The organism is Pseudomonas sp. SK3(2021) (genome assembly GCF_016772375.1).
Lineage (GTDB): Bacteria > Pseudomonadota > Gammaproteobacteria > Pseudomonadales > Pseudomonadaceae > Aquipseudomonas > Aquipseudomonas chlororaphis_I.
Genome location: NZ_CP061943.1, coordinates 4,623,250 through 4,641,104, shown reverse-complemented (window position 1 = coordinate 4,641,104; position 17,855 = coordinate 4,623,250). Strand labels below are relative to the sequence as shown.

Below are 17,855 nucleotides of genomic sequence, written 5' to 3'. Positions count from 1 at the left end.
GTCATTTGAGCATCAGGCTGTCCGGCACCTGCTCACGGATACTGAGCATGTGCTGGATGCTGTCCAGGAACAGGGTTTCGGCCTGGCTCATCTTCTGTTCCCGGTGCCACAGCAGCTGGATATCGAAATCCACCACGCCCTCGTCCGGCGGCAAACGCCAGAGCAGCCCTTGTTCGACATCTCGTTTGACCAGGTGGATCGGCAGGCAGCCGATACCGAACCCTGCGCAGACCAGGCGATAAATTTCTTCGAAACTGGTGGAGGAGGCGACGATCTTGCCGGTAAAGCCCTGCTGGTCGCGAAACAGCGTCAGCGGTGACAGGTTGCCCCCCAGCTGGTCGCTGGTGAAGCTGACGAAGTTCTCGTTGGCCAGTTGTTGCAGGCTCAGGCCCTGCTGGCCGAACAGGTGGTGACGCTGGCCGCAGAAGTAGGCATAGCGCTCGCGAAACAGCACCCGCTGTTCCAGCCTGGGTTGCGGCAGACGGCACAACCCGACCCCCAGGGTCGCGGTCTTTTGCAGCAATGAACTGATGATGTCCGAGCTGCCCATCACCTCGACTTCCAGCTCGATTTTCGGGTGGGCTTCATGGAAATCGGCGAGGAACTCGTCATAGTGCGGCGCCTGCACGCCGCTGACGGTGAGGATGCGGATCTTGCCCACCACGTCGTCGTTGCGGCTCTCCACGACGGTGCCCAGGCGGGAAATATCGCCGTAGATATCGGTGGCGATGCGCAGCACTTCTTCCCCGGTTTCCGTCAACTCGAAGCGCCGTCCGCTACGGGCGATCAACACGCAATCGAGCTGTTCCTCCAGGCGCTTGAGGGCCTGGCTGACCGCCGACTGGGTGATGTGCAGGCGCGCGGCGGCGCGGCTCATGCTGCCTTCCTGGCCGATCACCAGGTAGGTGCGCAGCAGGTTCCAGTCCAGGCGATCGTTGAGGAAACGCCGGCCGACCCAGGGGTTGGACGTGGAGAGAGGGGTGGGCATGCTGGCTCCATCTAGTAGCTGTGCTAATAGCAAGGATAAGGATTTGAAAATTGACTAATCCTGGCACGCCGGCGATAAAGCCCACAAGCGCCAAAGAGCGTCGTGATCCAAGCCTTCCGCACCTGCCCAAAACTACAAATACACAGGGTCCTTGCATGCACACCACCCCTCAACCGCGCCGAGCCGCGGCGGCGGCCTTTATTGGCACGACCATCGAGTTCTACGACTTCTACATCTACGCCACGGCGGCGGCCCTGGTCCTCGGTCAGGTGTTCTTTCCCAGCAGCGACCCGGTGATGAGCACCCTGGCAGCCTTCGGCAGCTTCGCCGTGGGCTTCATCGCCCGGCCCATGGCGGGCATGGTGTTCGGCCACCTGGGCGATCGCCTCGGGCGCAAGAAAATGCTGCTGGTGACCATGGCGCTGATGGGCCTGGCCACCACCGGCATCGGCCTGCTGCCCAGCTATGCCAGCATCGGCATCTGGGCACCCATCGGCCTGATCGTGCTACGCATCGTCCAGGGCATTTCCGTGGGCGGCGAGTGGGGCGGGGCGGTGCTGATGGCCAGCGAACATGCCCCGGCCAGGCGCAAGACCTTCTACGCCTCCTTCGCCCAACTCGGCAGCCCGGCCGGCCTGCTGCTGGCGTTGATCGCCTTCCGCCTGGTGACCGGCCTGGACCAGCGGGACTTCCTCGACTGGGGGTGGCGCCTGCCGTTCCTCGCCAGCGGCGTGCTGATGATGTTCGGCCTGATGATCCGCTCCGGCGTGCACGAGTCGCCGGAGTTCGCCAAGGCCCGGGACAATCACGAAACCGCCCAGTACCCGGTAATGGAGGTGCTGCGCAGTTGCTGGAAGCAGATCCTGTTCGCCGCCGCCGCGGTGACCATCGGCTCGGCCGGTTTCTTCTTCACCAACACCTTCATGATCACCTACGTCACCCAGTACCAGGGCATTTCCCGGGCGACCATTCTCGATTGCCTGTTCCTGGTGACGATCGTCCAGCTGCTGTCGCAGCCGATCTCCGCGCTGCTGGCCGAGCGTATCGGCGAAGGGCGTTTCCTCAAGTGGGTGGCGCTGCTGTGCATGGCCACGCCGTACCCGATGTTCCTGTTGGTCGGCACCCAGGACATTGTGCTGATGACCCTCGGCATCGCCCTGGCGGTGGTGATCCTCTCGGCGCTGTACGCGGTGATCGCCGGCTACATGACTCAGGCCTTCCCGGTGCACCTGCGCTACTCGGGGATCTCCATCGCCTATCAACTGGCCTGCGCGGTCGCCGGTGGCAGCACGCCGCTGATCGGCACCTTGCTGGCCAGCCAGTTCTCCGGGCAGTGGCTGCCGCTGGCGGTGTTCTTCAGCCTGTTGTCGGCCCTGTCATTGATCGGCGTCTGCGGCCTGGCCCGGCTGCGCGCCAACCCGACTGTCCACCACGCTGCCCAAGAGGTGTATTCGTGAGCAAACCCGAACACATGAGCCCGATTGAATGGCAGGCCCGCTGCGAGCTGGCGGCCCTGTATCGACTGGTCGCGCACTTTCGCATGACCGACCTGATCGACACCCACATCACCCTGCGCATTCCAGGGCCGGAACATCACTTTTTGATCAACCGCTACGGGGTCATCTTCGACCGCATGCGTGCCAGCGACCTGGTGCGCATCGACCCGCAAGGGCGCATCGTCGACCCGCACTACGCCGGGCATCGGGTCAACGCCGCCGGCTTCGTCATTCACTCGGCGATCCACATGGCGCGCCCGGACCTCAACTGCGTGATCCACACCCACACCGCCGCCGGCATGGCGGTGGCCGCGCAGAAGCAGGGGCTGTTGCCCATCAGCCAGCATGCGCTGAAGTTCTACGGCAAGCTGGCGTACCACACCTATGAAGGCATCGCCCTGTCCCTGGACGAGCGCGAGCGCTTGATCGCCGACCTCGGTCCGCACAAGGCGATGATCCTGCGCAACCACGGCCTGCTGGTGGGCGGTGCCAGCGTCGCCCATGCCTTCCAGGAGATCCATTTCCTCGAACGCGCCTGCCAGGCCCAGGTCCAGGCGCTGGCCGGCGGTTGCGAGCTGAACTACCCGTCGCCGGAGGTCTGCGCCCACACCGCCGAGCAGTTCGAGCGCGACGACGCCGACAACATCATCGAACTGGCCTGGGAGGCCGCCCTGACCCTGATCGAATCCCAGCGCGAGTCCTATCTGTCATGAGCATCGTGGTGCTGCTGTCCCGCGACAGCCTGTTGCTCAAGCCATTGCAGGTCGCTTTCGCCCGCTGTGCGCCACAGGTGCAGGCGGTGCTGGCCGACGATCCGCGTGCCGCCCAGGCGCAGGTCGCCGCTTGCTGGTTTCCACCCGCCGGCAGCCTGGGGCGCTTGCCCAACCTGCAAGTGATTCACTCGGTGGCCGCGGGCATCGACCACCTGGAGCACGACCCTTCATGCCCGGACCTGCCGATCTGCCGGGTGGTGGACCCGGGGCACCGCCAGGGCATGACCGAATACCTGCGCTGGGCGGTGATCCACTATCACCGCGGCTTCGACCGGGTGCTGGAGCAACAGCGCGAACGGCACTGGGAGCGACCGCTGCAACGGCCGGCGCGGCAGTTCAAGGTCGGGGTCATGGGCCTGGGTTCCCTGGGCAGCGCCATCGCCCTCGACCTGGCCGCCGCCGGCTACGATGTGCGCGGCTGGGCCCGCAGTGCCAAGAGCCTGACGGGGGTGCAGACCTTCGTCGGGCCGGGGCAACTGCAGCCCTTTCTCGATGAAGTGGAACTGCTGATCAACCTGTTGCCGCTGACTGCCGAGACCCGCGGCATTCTCGGGCGAGACAGCTTCGCCCGGCTGGCCCGCGGCGCGGCGCTGGTCAATGTCGGCCGGGGCGGCCACCTCAACCTCGGCGACTTGCGCCAGGCCCTGGCCAGCGGCCAACTGCGCGGCGCCTTGCTCGACGTGTTCGAGCAGGAACCACTGCCGGCCGATGATCCGCTGTGGACCACGCCCGGGGTCACCCTCACTCCGCACATGGCCTCGGCGGCCTCCCACGATTGCATCGCCGAGCAAGTGGCGGACAACCTGCGGCGCCTGCAAGCTGGCGAGCCGTTGCTGAACGAGGTGGACCGGGCCCAGGGTTACTGAGCGCCCAGGCAGGCCTGCAAGGCTTCGATAAAGACCGTCTCGGCGCGGCTCATGCGCTGTTCGCGGTTCCACAGCAGATGGATGTCGACGTCGGCGATGCCTTCGTCGGGCGGCAGGCGCCACAGCAGCCCGGCTTCGACGTCGGCCGCCACCACATGCTCGGGCAGGCAGCCGATGCCATAGCCGGCGATCACCAGGCGCCGCACTTCCTCCAGGCTTGGCGACGAGGCGACGATACGCCCGCTGAAGCCCTGCTGGTCGCGAAAGATGGTCAGTGGCGAGAGCATGCCGCCGATCTGGTCGCTGGTGAAACTGACGAAGTTCTCCCGCTGCAAATCCCCTTCGGCCACATTGTGCTGGCCGAACAGGGCATGGTGCTTGCCACAGAAAAACGCATAGCGCTGGCGCAGGAACAACCGCTGTTCCAGGCGTGGCTGGGGCCGGCGGTTGAGGCTCAGGCCGAGGGTCGCGGTTTTTTCCTGCAGGGCGCTGACGATGTCCGAGCTGCGCATCACCTCGATCTCCAGGTCGACCCGCGGATGCTGGCGGTGGAAGTCGGCGAGGAAGTCATCGAAACGCTCGGAAAAGATCCGGCTGATCATCAGCAGGCGCACCTTGCCGATCACCTCGTCGGCCGGCTGCTCCAGCACGCCGCTGACCTGGGACATCTGCCCGTAGATCTCGCCGGCCAGGTGGAAGATCTGCTCGCCGATTTCGGTCAGGGCAAAACGTGGCCCGCGCCGGGCAATCAACTGGCGGCCCAATTGTTCCTCCAGGCGCTTGAGGGCCTGGCTCACCGCCGGCTGGGTCAGGTGCAGGCGGGCGGCCGCGCGGCTGATGCTCAGCTCCTGGCCGATCACCCGGAAGGTGCGCAGCAGGTTCCAGTCCAGGCGGTCGTTGAGCAGGCGGTCGGGCAGGCGATTGGACATGGTACAGGGCTCTGGGTCGAAGTACAGGGCTGATAATAAGCAGCAGTAATAATCAGCATAATAAATAGAAAATTGACTAATTATAGGCCCGCGACGATAAATCCCTCCCAGACAGGCGCCGCCAGAGCGCCTCTGCCGATCCCGTTCTCTCCTGCCAGAAAAATAATCAAAGGAGCACGATCCATGAAGCCTTCCGCTTCGCCCCAGCCGCGCCGTGCGGCGGCCGCCGCCTTTATCGGCACCATGATCGAGTGGTACGACTTCTACATCTACGCCACCGCCGCGGCGCTGGTGTTCGGCGCCTTGTTCTTCCCTTCCGACGACACCCTGTTCAGCACCATGGCGGCCTTCGGCACCTTCGCCGTGGGCTTCTTCGCCCGGCCCTTGGGCGGCATCGTGTTCGGCCATATCGGCGATCGCATCGGGCGCAAGAAATCCCTGGTGATCACCCTGCTGATGATGGGCGTGGTCACGGTGTGCATCGGCCTGCTGCCGACTTATGCACAGATCGGCACGGCGGCGCCGGTGCTGTTGATCCTGCTGCGCATCGTCCAGGGCATCGCCGTCGGTGGCGAGTGGGGCGGGGCAGTGTTGATGGCCGGCGAGCATGCGCCCAAGGGCCGGCGCAACTTCTTCGCCTCCTTCGCCCAACTGGGCAGCCCGGCCGGGCTGATCCTGTCGCTGCTGGCTTTCAGCGCGGTCACCCGCCTGCCCGAAGAAGACCTGATGAGCTGGGGCTGGCGGCTGCCGTTCCTCGCCAGTGCGCTGTTGCTGGTGGTGGGCCTGGCGATTCGCCTGGGGGTCAATGAGTCGCCGGAATTCCTCGCCAGCCGCGAGCAGGCGCACCAGGCCCAGCGCAAGGAGCAGGCGCCGGTGATGGAGGTGCTGCAAGGCGCCTGGCGCCCGCTGCTGCTGTGCATCGGCGCCAATACCCTGGGCATCGCCGGGGTGTATTTCACCAACACCTTCATGATTGCCTACAGCACCCAGCAACTGGGGTTGCCGCGCTCGCTGATCCTGGAATGCCTGTTCGTGGTGGCGATCATCCAGTTCTGCATCCAGCCACTGGCGGCCTGGAGCGCCGAGAGGCTCGGCGCCACGCGTTTCCTGTGCCTGGTGTCGTTGCTGGCCATGGCATCGCCGTACCCGATGTTCGTACTGGTGAGCAGCGGCCAGGCGCCGCTGATCATCCTCGGCATCGCCCTGGCGGTGGTGTGCATGGCGTCCTTCTATGCGGTGATCGCCGGCTACGTCAGCGGCATGTTCGAGACCCGCGTGCGCTACACCGCGATCTCCCTGGCCTATCAGGTCTGCGGCGCCGTGGCCGGTGGCCTGACGCCGCTGATCGGCACCTGGCTGGCCCACCGGTTCGCCGGCCAGTGGTGGCCGATGGCGCTGTTCTACAGCCTGATCGCGACTGTCTCGCTGCTCTGCGTGCTGGCCCTGGCTCGCCGCCACGCAGCCGCCCACCGTTTGGAAATGGCTTGAGCCTTTAGCGAATCCGGAGAACCCAAGCATGTTGAAGATCAACGGCGAACGCCTGTGGGCGAGCCTGATGGCCATGGCCGAAATCGGCGCGACCGCTCGTGGCGGCAGCTGCCGCCTGGCCCTGAGCGAGGACGACCAGGCCGGGCGCGAACTGTTCGCCCGCTGGTGCCTGGAGGCCGGCATGAGCCTGAGCGTCGACCCCATCGGCAACCTGTTTGCCCGTCGTCCGGGCAGCGACCCCGACGCCGCCCCGGTGATGATGGGCAGCCACCTCGACACCCAGCCCGAAGGCGGGCGCTTCGATGGCGTGTACGGCGTGCTCGCCGGCCTGGAGGTGGTGCGCCGCCTCAACGACCTGCAAATCCAGACCCGCAAGCCGCTGGAGGTGGCGGTGTGGACCAACGAGGAAGGCGCGCGCTTCACCCCGGCCATGTTCGGCTCGGCGGTGTTCACCGGGATCATGGACCTGGAGACCGCCCTGGCGGTGCGCGACGCCGACGGCATCAGCGTCGCCGAGGCCCTGCACGCCACCGGCTACGGCGGCACGCGGCCGTTGGGCGGGGCAGTGGATGCCTATTTCGAGGCGCATATCGAACAGGGGCCGATCCTCGAAGACAACGCCAAGAGCATCGGCGTGGTCAGCGGCGGCCAGGCGATCCGCTGGCTCGACGTGCAGGTCGAAGGCATGGCCGCCCACGCCGGCACCACGCCCATGCCGCTGCGCAAGGACGCGCTCTACGGCGCCGCGCAGATGATCCTGGCGATTGAAACCCTGGCCGCGGATTTCGCCCCCGAGGGCCTGACCACCGTCGGTGAGCTGAGCATCGCCAAGTCCTCGCGCAACACCATTCCCGGCTTGTTGCAGTTCACCGTCGATTTGCGCCACCCCCGTGACAGCGCCATCGCCGCCATGGAGCAGGAGGTGCGCGCACGCCTGGCCGCCATCGCCGAGCAGCGCCAGCTGAAGGTGACCATCAACCCGCACTGGATCAGCCCGGCCACGCCCTTCGATGCCGACTGCGTGGCGGCGGTGCAGCAGGCGGTGGACGGCCTGGGCTACGCTCAACAATCGATCGTCAGCGGCGCCGGCCACGACGCGATCCATCTGGCGCGGTTCTGCCCGACGGCCATGGTCTTCATCCCTTGCGTCGGCGGCCTGAGCCACAACGAAGCCGAAGACGTCTTGCCCGAGGACGTGCGCCAGGGCACCGACGTCTTGCTCAACGCCGTGCTGGCCCGTGCCGGCCAGGTTGCCTAAGGAGAAGGTCATGCGCAGTTTTTTCCACCCCGAACAGCTGCTGCACCATCCACGCAGCTATTACTCCCGCGGCCAGATGCGCACGCCCCAGGAAGTGCCCGAGCGCGCCCAGCGCCTGGTGCAGGCCGCGCACTCCCTGGGCTTTGAAGTGCGCCAGCCGGAGGATGCCGGCCTGGAGCCGCTGCTGGCGGTGCACGGTGCGGCGTACCTGCAGTTCCTCAAGGAAGCCCACCAGCGCTGGAAGGAAATTCCCGAGGACTGGGGCGAGGAGGTGATGTCGAACATCTTCGTCCGCGAGCCCAACGCCCTGCGTGGCATCCTCGCCCAGGCCGCGCGTTACCTGGCCGATGGCAGCTGCCCGGTGGGCGAGCTGACCTGGCGTTCGGCCTACTGGTCGGCGCAAAGCGCGATTGCCGGCGCCCGGGCCCTGCTCGACGGCGAACCGGCGGCCTACGCCCTGTGCCGCCCGCCGGGCCACCACGCGCGAGCCGAAGCCGCCGGCGGTTTCTGCTACCTGAACAACGCGGCGATCGCCGCCCAGGTGCTGCGCGAGCAATTCGCCCGGGTCGCGGTGCTGGACACCGATATGCACCATGGCCAGGGGATCCAGGAAATCTTCTACGAGCGCAACGACGTGCTGTACGTCTCGGTGCACGGCGACCCGACCAACTTCTACCCGGGCGTCGCCGGGTTCGCCGACGAGCGCGGCAGCGGCGCGGGGTTGGGCTACAACCTCAACCTGCCAATGGCCCACGGCTCAAGCGAAGCCGATTTCCTTACCCAACTGGATATCGCCCTGGCGGCGGTAAAGACCTTCGACGCGCAAGTGCTGGTGCTGTCCCTGGGCTTCGACATCTACGAACTCGACCCGCAAAGCAAAGTCGCGGTGACCCGCACAGGTTTCGCCCACCTTGGCGAACGCATCCGCAGCCTCGGCCTGCCATGCCTGATTGTGCAGGAGGGCGGCTATCACCTGGAAAGCCTGGAAGACAACGCACGGGCGTTTTTTGCCGAGGCTGGGGCCTGGAAGCGCTGATCGCGGTGGCTGTGCGATTTTTCGCGAGCAAGCTCGCTACAGAATGGCGATGGCCGGGCTTCTGTAGGAGCGAGCTTGCTCGCGATGGACGTCAACGATAACGCGCCGCCTCTGGACACCCCTCATGCCAAAGCCCCCGAATCAAAAGATCCAGGGGCTTTTAATGCCTGCAACAGGCTGTCGTTGAGGAGGTCGGGAGAGGCCTCAAGCGCTTAGAGACTCTGCCTGCGCCCCGTGCATCGCCTTGCCCTGGGCAACATCCAGCAACGCCACGCCATCGCTCAGCAGCAGCGAGGCGATATCGGCGATCTGGAATAAATCGCTTTCATCCGCGGTACGCGCGGTCATGCAAGACAGGCTGTTCATCAGTTTTTGAAACGGCTTTATTTTCGGCCACGGAAAGCGGCCGAAGACAGGCTGTGGCAAATTGCCAATGCCTTGTAAGTGCCCGGGCCTGAACTTATGCGGCCCTGCTTCGTCGTACAGAGGCCCGTCGTAAAGGGGCTCGTCATAAAGGCGCATGAACAAGGAGATGTGCAGTGAAGATTTCAACGATCCTGGGAACCACCTTGCTGCTGGCGCCGTTGTTCGCCCAGGCCGCGGCGACTGCGGCCGAGCCGCAGCAGCCGGGGTACCAGAGCAGCCTGGCCAGCTACCGCTGCGAGGGTGGGGTAGAGGTGCAGGCGGCGTACCTGAACATCGATAACGGCGCCTCGTTCGCCACCCTGTATTACAAGGGCCAGCTGATACCGATGCATATCGCCCGCTCAGGCTCCGGGGCGCTGTATGTCGCCGACGACGAGCAGAATAGCTACCGCTGGCACACCAAGGGCGACAGCGGCCTGTTGAGTTTCCTGGAGGCCGACCACACCGCCAAGGAACAGCAGCTGCTCAAGGACTGCAAGGAGCAGAAGGCCGAGGCGCAGTAACGCCCGCAACCGCGATTGTCCAGCCGGCGAGGGCCCAGGCTATTGCGTTGTTCCTCCATCCGTCATCGCGAGCAAGCTCGCTCCTGCAGGCGTTGCGCATCATTCGTAGGAGCGGGCTTGCTCGCGATGGACCGGCACAAGCGCCGCAGATCTAACGGTTGAAACGCTCCACCAGCGAGTACTGGGTGGTGGCGGTCTGGGTCAATTCCTTGCTCAGTTCGGCCGAGAGATGGGCCTGCTCCGAGGTCTGGTCGGCCAGTTGCGCGATGGTGCTGATGTTGCGGCTGATTTCCTCGGCGACGGCGCTCTGCTCCTCGGTGGCGGCGGCGATCTGGGTGGTCATGTCGGTGATGTTGGCCACCGCTTCACTGATGCCCAGCAGCGCCTGGTCGGCTTCCAGCACCCGGGCCACACCTTCCTCGGCCTGGCGCTGGCCGTTTTGCATACTCTGCACGGCGTTCTGCGAGGAGCTCTGCAACTGAGTGATCAGGTCATGGATCTGCTGGGTCGATTGCGCGGTGCGCTGGGCCAGCTGGCGCACTTCGTCGGCCACCACGGCGAAACCGCGACCCATGTCCCCGGCGCGGGCCGCCTCGATGGCGGCGTTGAGCGCCAGCAGGTTGGTCTGGTCGGCGATGCCCTTGATCACATCGACCACGGTGCCGATTTCGTTGCTGTCCCTGGCCAGCTGCGCGACGTTCTGCCCGGTTTCGCCGACCACCTGGGACAGGCGTTCGATGGCCTCGCGGGTATCGCGCGCCACTTCGCGCCCACGGCCGGTCAACTGGTTGGCGGCCTGGGTGGCATCGGCGGTGCGCTGCACATGGCTGGCCACTTCCTGGGTGGTGGCGGCCATCTGGTTGACGGCGGCGGACACCTGCTCGGTTTCCACCCGCTGGCGGTCCAGGCCGCGGGAGCTGTCGCCGGCCAGGGTATCGGAGCGGCTGGCCAGGGCATTGAGCTGCTCGGCGCTGTCTTGCAGGCGGGTGAGGCAGGTTTTCAGCCGCGCATCCTGGCTGACGAAGGCGGTTTCCAGGCACGCCTGGGGGCCGTGGGCGTCGCTGTACATCTGCGCGATCAACGGGTCGCAGGTGGACGAGTCGGCCAGTTGCAGCAGGCGCCGGGCGGCATGATTCTGGCGCTGCATCGCCAGCAGCGCCAGGGGCACGGAGACCCCGGCGGCCACCGCCAGCGCCAAGGATGATGGCAGCCAGATGCCGCTCAGGCCACCGGCCAGGCCCGTGGCCAGGAAGGGTGCCCAGCCCAGCAGGGCCGGTTGCCAGCGATGCCGGCGGGGAATGGCCGGCTGCTGGCGGTTGAGGCGCTGGTAGAGGTCTTGCGCGCGACGGATCTGTTCGGCGCTGGGTTTGACCCGGACCGATTCGTAGCCGACGATCCGGCTGCCCTCGAAAATCGGCGTGACGTAGGCGTTGACCCAGTAGTGGTCGCCGTTTTTCGAGCGGTTCTTGACGATGCCCATCCACGGCTGGCCCTGTTTCAGCGCCGCCCACATATGGGCAAATACCGCAGGGGGGACATCCGGGTGCCGGACGATGTTCTGTGGAGCGCCGATCAGGTCATCGCGGTCGAAACCGCTGATGTCCACGAAGGCGTCGTTGCAGTAGCTGATGACGCCATGGGCATCGGTGGTGGAGATGAGTTTCTGGTGTGTTCCCAAAGCCACTTCACGTTGTGTAACAGGCTGATTGTTTCTCATTTCCAGATTGCTCCTTTTGTCCTACAAAAAGCATCGGCACGAGCCAGAACAATCTTAGCTAAATGTTAGAAAATTCCTTACATAACAATTAGTTGCATTACCATCTGCGAAAAATTCCGAATACCGCCGAGCGAGTTGCAGGTCGTTGAATCTGTTGAGAAAAGCCTGGCGCCAGAGCGAGCCGGTGGCGACGTTCAACGGGCAGGAACCCGCTTCAGTTGTCGTGGGCGCCGAGGGCGTATTGCAGGACTTGCAGGGCGTGGGTGAGCCGTGCCTTGCGCTTGTCGATGATGCGCGGGTCGCCATAACGCTGCGCGGCCTCGAGCTCCATCTGGCGCAATATCACCTGGTACTCGGCCTGGCGCAGGGGCGGGTTGTGCTCGAAGTGCAGGCCGTCGCAATAGCGGCTGAGGGGTTCCAGCGCCCGTTGCAGGCCACTCAGTTGGCGGTACTCAGGGTCGGGCAGGAGTTTTTCCAGGCTGTTCTTGATGGTCTCGCCGCGGGTCAGGCAACTGCTGGTGGCTTCCGGCGGGGCCGGTTCGGGGGCTTCCTGGGCATGGCTCGTGCTGACGGCAAGGCCCAGCAGGGCCAGCAGGGAGAAGGAGGTGAGGGCGTTCATGAAGGTCCTTGATACGACAGGCGTGCGGGCCGCTATCTTCAAGAGCCCATGCACGCCGGACCATCAGACACAACTGAAAAAGCCTTGGGTTATTTCTGAGTTTTCCTATCAGACCGTTGGGCGCAGCTTCAGCGCGAGCCGAGCATCCGCTCGATCACCGCCCACAATTGCGGGTCGTTGAAGTCCTCGACCACCAGATGCGCACCGGCGGCTAGCAGGGCCTCGGGGCTCTGGCTGGTGGCCAGGCCGACGGTGAAGATCCCGGCCCCGACCGCGGCGGTCAGGCCGGGGATCGAATCCTCGAAGGCCATCCCGGCCTCGGCGCTGGCACCCAGGCATTCCAGGCCGGTGAGGTAGGGCAGCGGGTCGGGCTTGGCCCGCGGCAGTTCCTCGGCCACCAGCACGGTATCGAAGCGATCGCCCAGCCCCAGCACGGCCAGCATGTGCTCGGCGTTGGCCCGTGGCGCATTGGTCACCACGCACATGCCGATGCCGCGTTCCCGGGCGAAATCCAGCAGGCGCAGCAGGCCCTGCATCGGCGTCAGCTGCGGCGACAACTGACGAAAACGCGCTTCCTTGCGATCGGCAAAGGCCTCGTGCTCGGCCACCGAGCGCTGCGGAAATAGGTAGCGGCACATGTTGGCATTGGCCTGGCCACTGACATGGGCCTCGAACTCTTGATGGGTGAACACCCGGCCATCTTCCTCCAGCAACAACTGCTGCAACGCCAGCAGGTGCAATTGGTCAGTGTCGGTCAGGGTGCCGTCGAGATCGAAAAGCAGGGCATTGAGCATGGCGCGATTCCTGTCAGGGCCGGTGGCTGAAGCGGTTAAGCCAGGCATCGTAGCAGCTGTCGGGGAGAGCGCTACAGCCATTTCTCGGGGCGATTCAGAAGGCAGTTTCGCTGCCAGCCACCTCTTCCTTTCTTTGCTGGCTCTCAAGATCCCTCTGCTTTCGCGGGGCGTGGCTGGTCTCGTCTCAGAGTGGAACAGCTGTCGCGAAATTAAACGCGACCGGCCGGCGATTGCCTGGGAGGTGCGTCCTGGAACTTCAGCAAGCCACCGTCGGCACACTGAAAGGCCCGACGCTGTCGGTCTACAGCACAATCGCCGAAGTCAAGGTCGTGCCTGAATTCTCGGTGGCGCGGGGCGGTGATGGCGGTGGTTCGACGCCGAAAGCCAGCGTCCCGGCGCCACGGCAGCTGACCATCATGCAGAGCGGCGGCGACGGCTCGCTGTATGTGGCCGGGGCGGACGTGTACAAGGTCGACGTCAAGACCGGCAAGTTCGATGTGCTGATCCCCAGCCGCCACTGGCAGCGCCCGAACTACAGTGAGTGCGCCGGACGTGCTCTCTGTGTGGAACCAGCAGTGTCGGGGAGAACCCATTCCCTGGCAGGAGCGAGGGGACGCCCAGTTCTTGCTCGCGAAAAATCTCAAGACCACCGCGACTTCAATTCCCTGGCACCGGGCAGCTCAGGTCGCCTTCCTGGCATTCGAGGTAGGTCTTGAACGCCTCGACCCGGGCCTTGGTCAGGTCGGTGGTGCAGTGGCTGTAGATCAACGGATAGACGCTGCCACCGGCAACACCCGAGGCGGCGAACCCGCACTCCGCATCCCGAAAAGCCACCCAGGCGCGCTGGGCGCTGACCAGCAGCTTCTTGCCGTCCGGGTTGTCCTTCAGGCGCTGGGTGATGCGCTGGTAGAGCGTGTTCAGTTCCTTGTCCGCGGCCTGGTGCTGCTCGGCGGCGCACTGGTTCATGGCGGTCTGGGTGGTGGCGTTGGCACAGTCGGCGGCCTGCGCCAGCGGGGTGAGCAGCAGTGGCGCCAGGGTCAGCAGAAAACGTGGGTTCATAGGGATTCTCGCAAGGGACAATTAAGGAGTACCAAGGGACGTTTTGCGGATCGCCGGGTTCCGGCAGGCGACGGGTGTTTGGCCTGCATCCTAGTCCTGGTGACGACCGCATGTCCGTCTTTGTGGAAAAATGCAACTTAAAGGTTGCTCTTCTGCGAGGGCGAGCTAGGGTTTGATCACTGGAGGTGACCCATGAACTCATCAGATCGCATCGAAAGAAAGATCCTGCTCAAGGCGCCGCGTGCTCGTGTCTGGGCCGCGCTGGCCGATGCCGAGGCGTTCGGCAGCTGGTTCGGCGTGGCGCTCGCGGGCCAGCGTTTTGTCGTCGGGCAACGCACCCGGGGGCAGATTACCTACCCCGGGTATGAACACCTGGTCTGGGATGTGCTGGTGGAGCGGCTGGAGCCCGAACACCTGTTCGCCTTCAGCTGGCACCCGTACGCGGTGGAGCCTGGAGTCGACTATTCCGGCGAGCCCTGCACCCTGGTGCAATTCGAACTCGAAGACGTGGACGGCGGCACCTTGCTGCGGGTGGTCGAGTCGGGGTTCGACGGCATTCCACCCGAGCGGCGGCTCAAGGCGTTTCGCATGAACAGCCGTGGCTGGGACGAGCAGATGACCAATATCGAGACCTACCTTGGCCCCTGATACCACTTCCCCATCCCTGTTGCCGGTGGCGGCATCGCTGGACGGCTCGGCCATGATCTTCGCGGCACTGGGCGACGAGACCCGCTTGCGGCTCGTCGCCATCCTGTGTGGCGGTGGCGCCATGTCGATCACCCGGTTGACCCTCGGCACCGACATCAGCCGCCAGGCGGTGACCAAGCACCTGCAGGTGCTGGCGCAGGCCGGGCTGGTGCGTGATGCCAAGCTGGGGCGCGAGCGCCTGTGGGCATTAGAGCCGGGCCGGCTGGCCGAAGCCCGGCGCTCGCTGGAGGTGATCAGCCAGCAGTGGGATCAGGCCCTGGGTCAATTGCAGGCCTTTGTCGAGTCATAACGGAAAACGTCACGGATGTTCGAGTTTTACCTGAAACGCTGGAACCTGCGGGTCGATGGCGAGCCTATCGTCACCCCTGGCAGCCACCTGTTGCCGGTGCGCCTGGATGACGCGCCGGCGATGCTGAAAATTGCCCGCGACGACGAGGAGAAATACGGCAACCGCCTGATGGTCTGGTGGGCCGGGGAGGGCGCCGCCCGGGTCTACGCGCACCACGGCGATGCCTTGCTGATGGAGCGGGCCATGGGCCGGCGCTCGTTGATGCAGATGGCCCTGGCCGGCGAAGACGACGAGGTCAGCTGGATCGTCTGCGCCAGCCTGGCACGCCTGCATGCACCACGCCGGGCGCCCTTGCCGCCATTGTTGACCCTGCCGGAATGGTTCAAGGCCCTGCGCCCGGCCGCCCGGCGCGAGGGCGGGATGTTCCTGCGCTGCCTGGCCACGGCCGACGAATTGCTGGCATCCCCTCGGGAGCAGGTGGTGCTGCACGGCGATATCCATCACGACAATGTGCTGGATTTCGAGGAGCGCGGCTGGTTGGTGATCGATCCCAAGCGGGTCATGGGCGAGCGCGGCTTCGACTTCGCCAACCTGATCTGCAACCCGGACCTGCCGACCAGCGGCGATCCTCGGCGTTTCACCCGCCAGGTCGAGGTCATCGCCCAGGCCGCGGGGCTGGAGCGCAAGCGCCTGCTGCAATGGGTGCTGGCCTATACCGGGCTGTCCGCGGCATGGTTCCTGGAGGATGGCGACATCACCAGCATGGAACACGAACTGCAGGTGGCGGAGTTGGCCATCCGGGCCCTGGAAGGTGCGGCCTAGGGGTTTTGGTCAGTCGTTTTATGGCGAAAGTCTTACATGCACTGGCTGCTATTTCTCCTGTTGCCGATTGGGCGGCAGGCTTAATCTTCACCTACCAACTGCAGCGCAGGACGCGCTCAGGGTCATGGATGACCGACCATGTGCAAGGATGCAGCGACAGGATGTCGTAATGGTCTTGAAAAAAACCCGCTTCGGCGGGTTTTTTTTCGCCTGTGGAAAAGCTAGAGGTGACGGATCTCCTCCGGCACATGCCCCCAGTTGTCGTGGCGACCGTCGGCATAATGCACCGGGGCCGCAAGCAGCTCCTGCAGGTCGATGTCATCCAGGGTCATCACCCGCACCGCGACATAGCCGCCGCCGATCTCCTGCACATGACCGCGCCCGAAGGGGCGCACGCCACAATGCTTGCAGAACAGGTGATGGGTATTGCCGCTGTTGAACCGATAGTCGCTCAGCGCCTGTTCGCCGCTGAGCAGGCGAAAGGCCTTGGGGGCGATGATCGCGTTCCAGTTGCGGGTCTTGCTGCAGATCGAGCCATTGCACTTGTGGGTGCCCTGGCTCCAGTCGATCTCGGCTTCATAGCGCACGGCGCCGCAATGACAACTGCCGGTGTAAGTCTTGTGCATGGCAAGGCTCCTGAGGGAAGGCCGGGCCAGGGTGTAGAGGCAGCCTGAACACTTTGTCGGTTTCGCGGGAAAACTTTTTGATTAAGGCCAGTAGCCAGTATTGAGTGTGCCCCGCTTGCATAAAAAGTTTTGATAAGAGCCTGTAAGGCCATTCGTTGGTTCGCGCGAAAGACCTACCAGAGTTGGTAGGTTTACAAGCATCCGATTGCAGATAGAGTTTCAGCCAGCAGACGGATTTTGTCTCATTACAAATACGTTTTGTCAAAAAGCAGGCAGAAAGTATTTGTAATACGGGGTGGGCGATTTCCGCGTTCAGTTCGTCACCAGGCCGCGGCTCCGGGTGTTGCTGTTTTGTCGTTCATTATGTTTTGCCATTAAGTTCGACCAGCCACAAATAAATATAGCGCGTCTCTTTGTCGTGCCCAACTTATAAAAACTGCCTTTCATGCTGAAGTTCATTTCAAGTGATCTCTGGCGTGTCTGTGTGGTTGAAAAACAAAAGGTCCCCGCACTTATGAAACATGTTCTTGTGGTTCGTTATTCGCAAAGCGGTCAGTTGAGCGAAGTGGTCGAAAGCCTGGTCTCGCCCCTGCGTTCGACACAGGAGGTCAAGGTGCATGAAGTGGTGCTCAAGCCCCGGGTCGCCTATCCGTTTCCCTGGCCGGTGGGCAAGTTTTTCGACGTGTTTCCCGAGACCGTCCAGCTCAGCCCGCCGGCCATCGAACCGGTGCATACGGATCACCCCGGGCCCTTCGACCTGGTGATCCTGGCGTATCAGGTCTGGTTCCTCTCGCCATCGCCGCTGATCACCGCTTTTCTCCAGAGCGCGGAAGGCCAGCGCCTGCTGGCCGGGCGCCCGGTGGTCACGGTGATCGCCTGCCGCAACATGTGGCTGATGGCCCAGGAGGTGGTCAAGCGTCTGCTGGACAAGGCTGGCGCGCAGTTGCGCGACAACGTGGTGCTGACCGACCGGGGCAATACCTTCGCCACCCTGATTACCACGCCGCGCTGGATGTTCACCGGCAGGCGCGAGTCATTCCTCGGCCTGCCCAAGGCCGGGATCAGCGCCGAGGATGTCCAGGGCGCCGCACGTTTCGGGCGGGCATTGAAGGTCGCCCTGTCTGCCAATAAAGAGAAAGCCGGAGGGCCGATGCTGGCCGGGCTGGGGGCGGCGCCCGTCAACCCCGGGCTGATCCTCAGCGAGCGTGCGGCCTATAAAGGCTTCAAGTTCTGGTCGGGAATAATTTGCCGTTTCGGCAAGTATGGGCAATGGCTACGGCGACTCTTGTTGTGCTTGTTCATTGTTTATCTATTGCTGGTCATCATGACTGTCCTGCCTATTTCACTGGTGTTACGTCGTTTGCTTAATCCCTTTATCCGGACGCGCCTCTATGAGTTACAGCGTTATTACGAACAGCCGTCCGGTTCGCAACTCAATATTGAATCTGAAGGGTGAAA

19 protein-coding genes and 2 pseudogenes are annotated in these 17,855 nt (G+C 64.3%); 12 read left to right on the top strand and 9 right to left on the bottom strand.

The genetic code is table 11. The features are described 5' to 3' along the window. Window position 1 precedes the first annotated feature (1 nt). On the bottom strand, window positions 2-988 hold the full coding sequence (locus tag IF690_RS20175) for a LysR family transcriptional regulator (RefSeq protein ID WP_202697107.1): 987 nt from the start codon (window positions 986-988) through the stop codon (window positions 2-4). A gap of 155 nt (window positions 989-1,143) precedes the next feature. Here IF690_RS20175 and IF690_RS20170 point away from each other — a divergent pair, with 155 nt between their 5' ends. The 3 genes from IF690_RS20170 to IF690_RS20160 are packed head-to-tail and all read left to right on the top strand — an operon-like array spanning window position 1,144 to window position 4,123. Continuing rightward, window positions 1,144-2,445 carry an MFS transporter gene (locus IF690_RS20170; RefSeq protein ID WP_202697106.1) on the top strand — a complete coding sequence of 434 codons (1,302 nt, stop codon included), beginning with the start codon at window positions 1,144-1,146 and terminating at the stop codon, window positions 2,443-2,445. After that, window positions 2,442-3,197: a class II aldolase/adducin family protein gene (locus IF690_RS20165; protein ID WP_023970507.1), complete on the top strand. Its 756-nt coding sequence runs from the start codon at window positions 2,442-2,444 to the stop codon at window positions 3,195-3,197. Before IF690_RS20170 ends, IF690_RS20165 begins: the two co-directional genes overlap by 4 nt. After that, window positions 3,194-4,123: a 2-hydroxyacid dehydrogenase gene (locus tag IF690_RS20160; protein WP_202697105.1), complete on the top strand. Its 930-nt coding sequence runs from the start codon at window positions 3,194-3,196 to the stop codon at window positions 4,121-4,123. Before IF690_RS20165 ends, IF690_RS20160 begins: the two co-directional genes overlap by 4 nt. On the opposite strand, the gene IF690_RS20155 is transcribed toward IF690_RS20160, so the two are convergent. Beyond that, entirely contained in the window at window positions 4,117-5,052 is a 936-nt protein-coding gene (locus tag IF690_RS20155; RefSeq protein ID WP_202697104.1) for a LysR family transcriptional regulator, read from the bottom strand. The two genes, IF690_RS20160 and IF690_RS20155, sit on opposite strands and share 7 nt — an antisense overlap. Window positions 5,053-5,235: 183 nt before the next feature. On the opposite strand from IF690_RS20155, the gene IF690_RS20150 reads away from it, so the two are divergent. Genes IF690_RS20150 through IF690_RS20140 form a run of 3 tightly spaced genes read left to right on the top strand, consistent with a single transcriptional unit; the run spans window position 5,236 to window position 8,834 of the window. After that, a complete protein-coding gene (locus IF690_RS20150; protein ID WP_202697103.1) occupies window positions 5,236-6,540 on the top strand; it encodes an MFS transporter in 1,305 nt (434 codons plus the stop codon). 28 nt (window positions 6,541-6,568) lie between these two features. Next, the gene (locus IF690_RS20145) at window positions 6,569-7,798 is read left to right on the top strand and encodes a Zn-dependent hydrolase (RefSeq protein WP_202697102.1); all 1,230 of its coding nucleotides are present in this window, start codon (window positions 6,569-6,571) and stop codon (window positions 7,796-7,798) included. Window positions 7,799-7,808: 10 nt separating this feature from the next. Next, window positions 7,809-8,834, top strand: a complete 1,026-nt coding sequence (locus IF690_RS20140; protein WP_202697101.1) for a histone deacetylase family protein — start codon at window positions 7,809-7,811, stop codon at window positions 8,832-8,834. 204 nt (window positions 8,835-9,038) lie between these two features. Here the strand turns inward: IF690_RS20140 and IF690_RS20135 are convergent, their stop codons facing one another. Then, a complete protein-coding gene (locus IF690_RS20135) occupies window positions 9,039-9,386 on the bottom strand; it encodes a hypothetical protein (protein ID WP_202701774.1) in 348 nt (115 codons plus the stop codon). On the opposite strand from IF690_RS20135, the gene IF690_RS20130 reads away from it, so the two are divergent. After that, window positions 9,374-9,763 carry an MliC family protein gene (locus IF690_RS20130; RefSeq protein WP_202697100.1) on the top strand — a complete coding sequence of 130 codons (390 nt, stop codon included), beginning with the start codon at window positions 9,374-9,376 and terminating at the stop codon, window positions 9,761-9,763. The two genes, IF690_RS20135 and IF690_RS20130, sit on opposite strands and share 13 nt — an antisense overlap. A gap of 151 nt (window positions 9,764-9,914) precedes the next feature. Here the strand turns inward: IF690_RS20130 and IF690_RS20125 are convergent, their stop codons facing one another. The 4 genes and pseudogenes from IF690_RS20125 to IF690_RS20115 all read right to left on the bottom strand — a co-directional run bounded on the left by IF690_RS20125 (window position 9,915) and on the right by IF690_RS20115 (window position 12,893). Next, window positions 9,915-10,973 carry a methyl-accepting chemotaxis protein gene (locus tag IF690_RS20125; protein ID WP_502710187.1) on the bottom strand — a complete coding sequence of 353 codons (1,059 nt, stop codon included), beginning with the start codon at window positions 10,971-10,973 and terminating at the stop codon, window positions 9,915-9,917. 192 nt (window positions 10,974-11,165) lie between these two features. Continuing rightward, window positions 11,166-11,480, bottom strand: a pseudogene (locus IF690_RS29355) (PAS domain-containing protein); the annotation flags it as partial. A gap of 214 nt (window positions 11,481-11,694) precedes the next feature. Continuing rightward, window positions 11,695-12,099: a DUF1090 family protein gene (locus IF690_RS20120; protein ID WP_202697098.1), complete on the bottom strand. Its 405-nt coding sequence runs from the start codon at window positions 12,097-12,099 to the stop codon at window positions 11,695-11,697. Window positions 12,100-12,227: 128 nt separating this feature from the next. Beyond that, the gene (locus IF690_RS20115) at window positions 12,228-12,893 is read right to left on the bottom strand and encodes an HAD family hydrolase (protein WP_202697097.1); all 666 of its coding nucleotides are present in this window, start codon (window positions 12,891-12,893) and stop codon (window positions 12,228-12,230) included. A 383-nt stretch (window positions 12,894-13,276) separates the two neighbouring features. Between IF690_RS20115 and IF690_RS29070 the strand changes: the two are divergent. Further along, window positions 13,277-13,469: pseudogene (locus IF690_RS29070) on the top strand (quinohemoprotein amine dehydrogenase subunit beta); the annotation flags it as partial. Window positions 13,470-13,550: 81 nt separating this feature from the next. Here IF690_RS29070 and IF690_RS20110 read toward each other — a convergent pair. Further along, complete coding sequence (locus IF690_RS20110) at window positions 13,551-13,952, bottom strand: lysozyme inhibitor LprI family protein (RefSeq protein WP_202697096.1); 402 nt, start codon at window positions 13,950-13,952, stop codon at window positions 13,551-13,553. A gap of 192 nt (window positions 13,953-14,144) precedes the next feature. Between IF690_RS20110 and IF690_RS20105 the strand changes: the two genes are divergently transcribed. Genes IF690_RS20105 through IF690_RS20095 form a run of 3 tightly spaced genes read left to right on the top strand, consistent with a single transcriptional unit; the run spans window position 14,145 to window position 15,771 of the window. Then, complete coding sequence (locus tag IF690_RS20105) at window positions 14,145-14,600, top strand: SRPBCC family protein (RefSeq protein WP_202697095.1); 456 nt, start codon at window positions 14,145-14,147, stop codon at window positions 14,598-14,600. Continuing rightward, window positions 14,590-14,949, top strand: a complete 360-nt coding sequence (locus IF690_RS20100) for an ArsR/SmtB family transcription factor (RefSeq protein WP_202697094.1) — start codon at window positions 14,590-14,592, stop codon at window positions 14,947-14,949. Before IF690_RS20105 ends, IF690_RS20100 begins: the two co-directional genes overlap by 11 nt. A 15-nt stretch (window positions 14,950-14,964) precedes the next feature. Next, window positions 14,965-15,771: an aminoglycoside phosphotransferase family protein gene (locus tag IF690_RS20095; RefSeq protein ID WP_202697093.1), complete on the top strand. Its 807-nt coding sequence runs from the start codon at window positions 14,965-14,967 to the stop codon at window positions 15,769-15,771. A gap of 221 nt (window positions 15,772-15,992) precedes the next feature. Here IF690_RS20095 and IF690_RS20090 read toward each other — a convergent pair whose 3' ends face one another. Next, the gene (locus IF690_RS20090) at window positions 15,993-16,397 is read right to left on the bottom strand and encodes a GFA family protein (protein WP_202697092.1); all 405 of its coding nucleotides are present in this window, start codon (window positions 16,395-16,397) and stop codon (window positions 15,993-15,995) included. Between the two features lie 514 nt (window positions 16,398-16,911). On the opposite strand from IF690_RS20090, the gene darA reads away from it, so the two are divergent. Next, complete coding sequence (gene darA / locus IF690_RS20085; RefSeq protein WP_202697091.1) at window positions 16,912-17,853, top strand: 2-hexyl, 5-propylresorcinol biosynthesis aromatase DarA; 942 nt, start codon at window positions 16,912-16,914, stop codon at window positions 17,851-17,853. Window positions 17,854-17,855 lie beyond the last annotated feature (2 nt).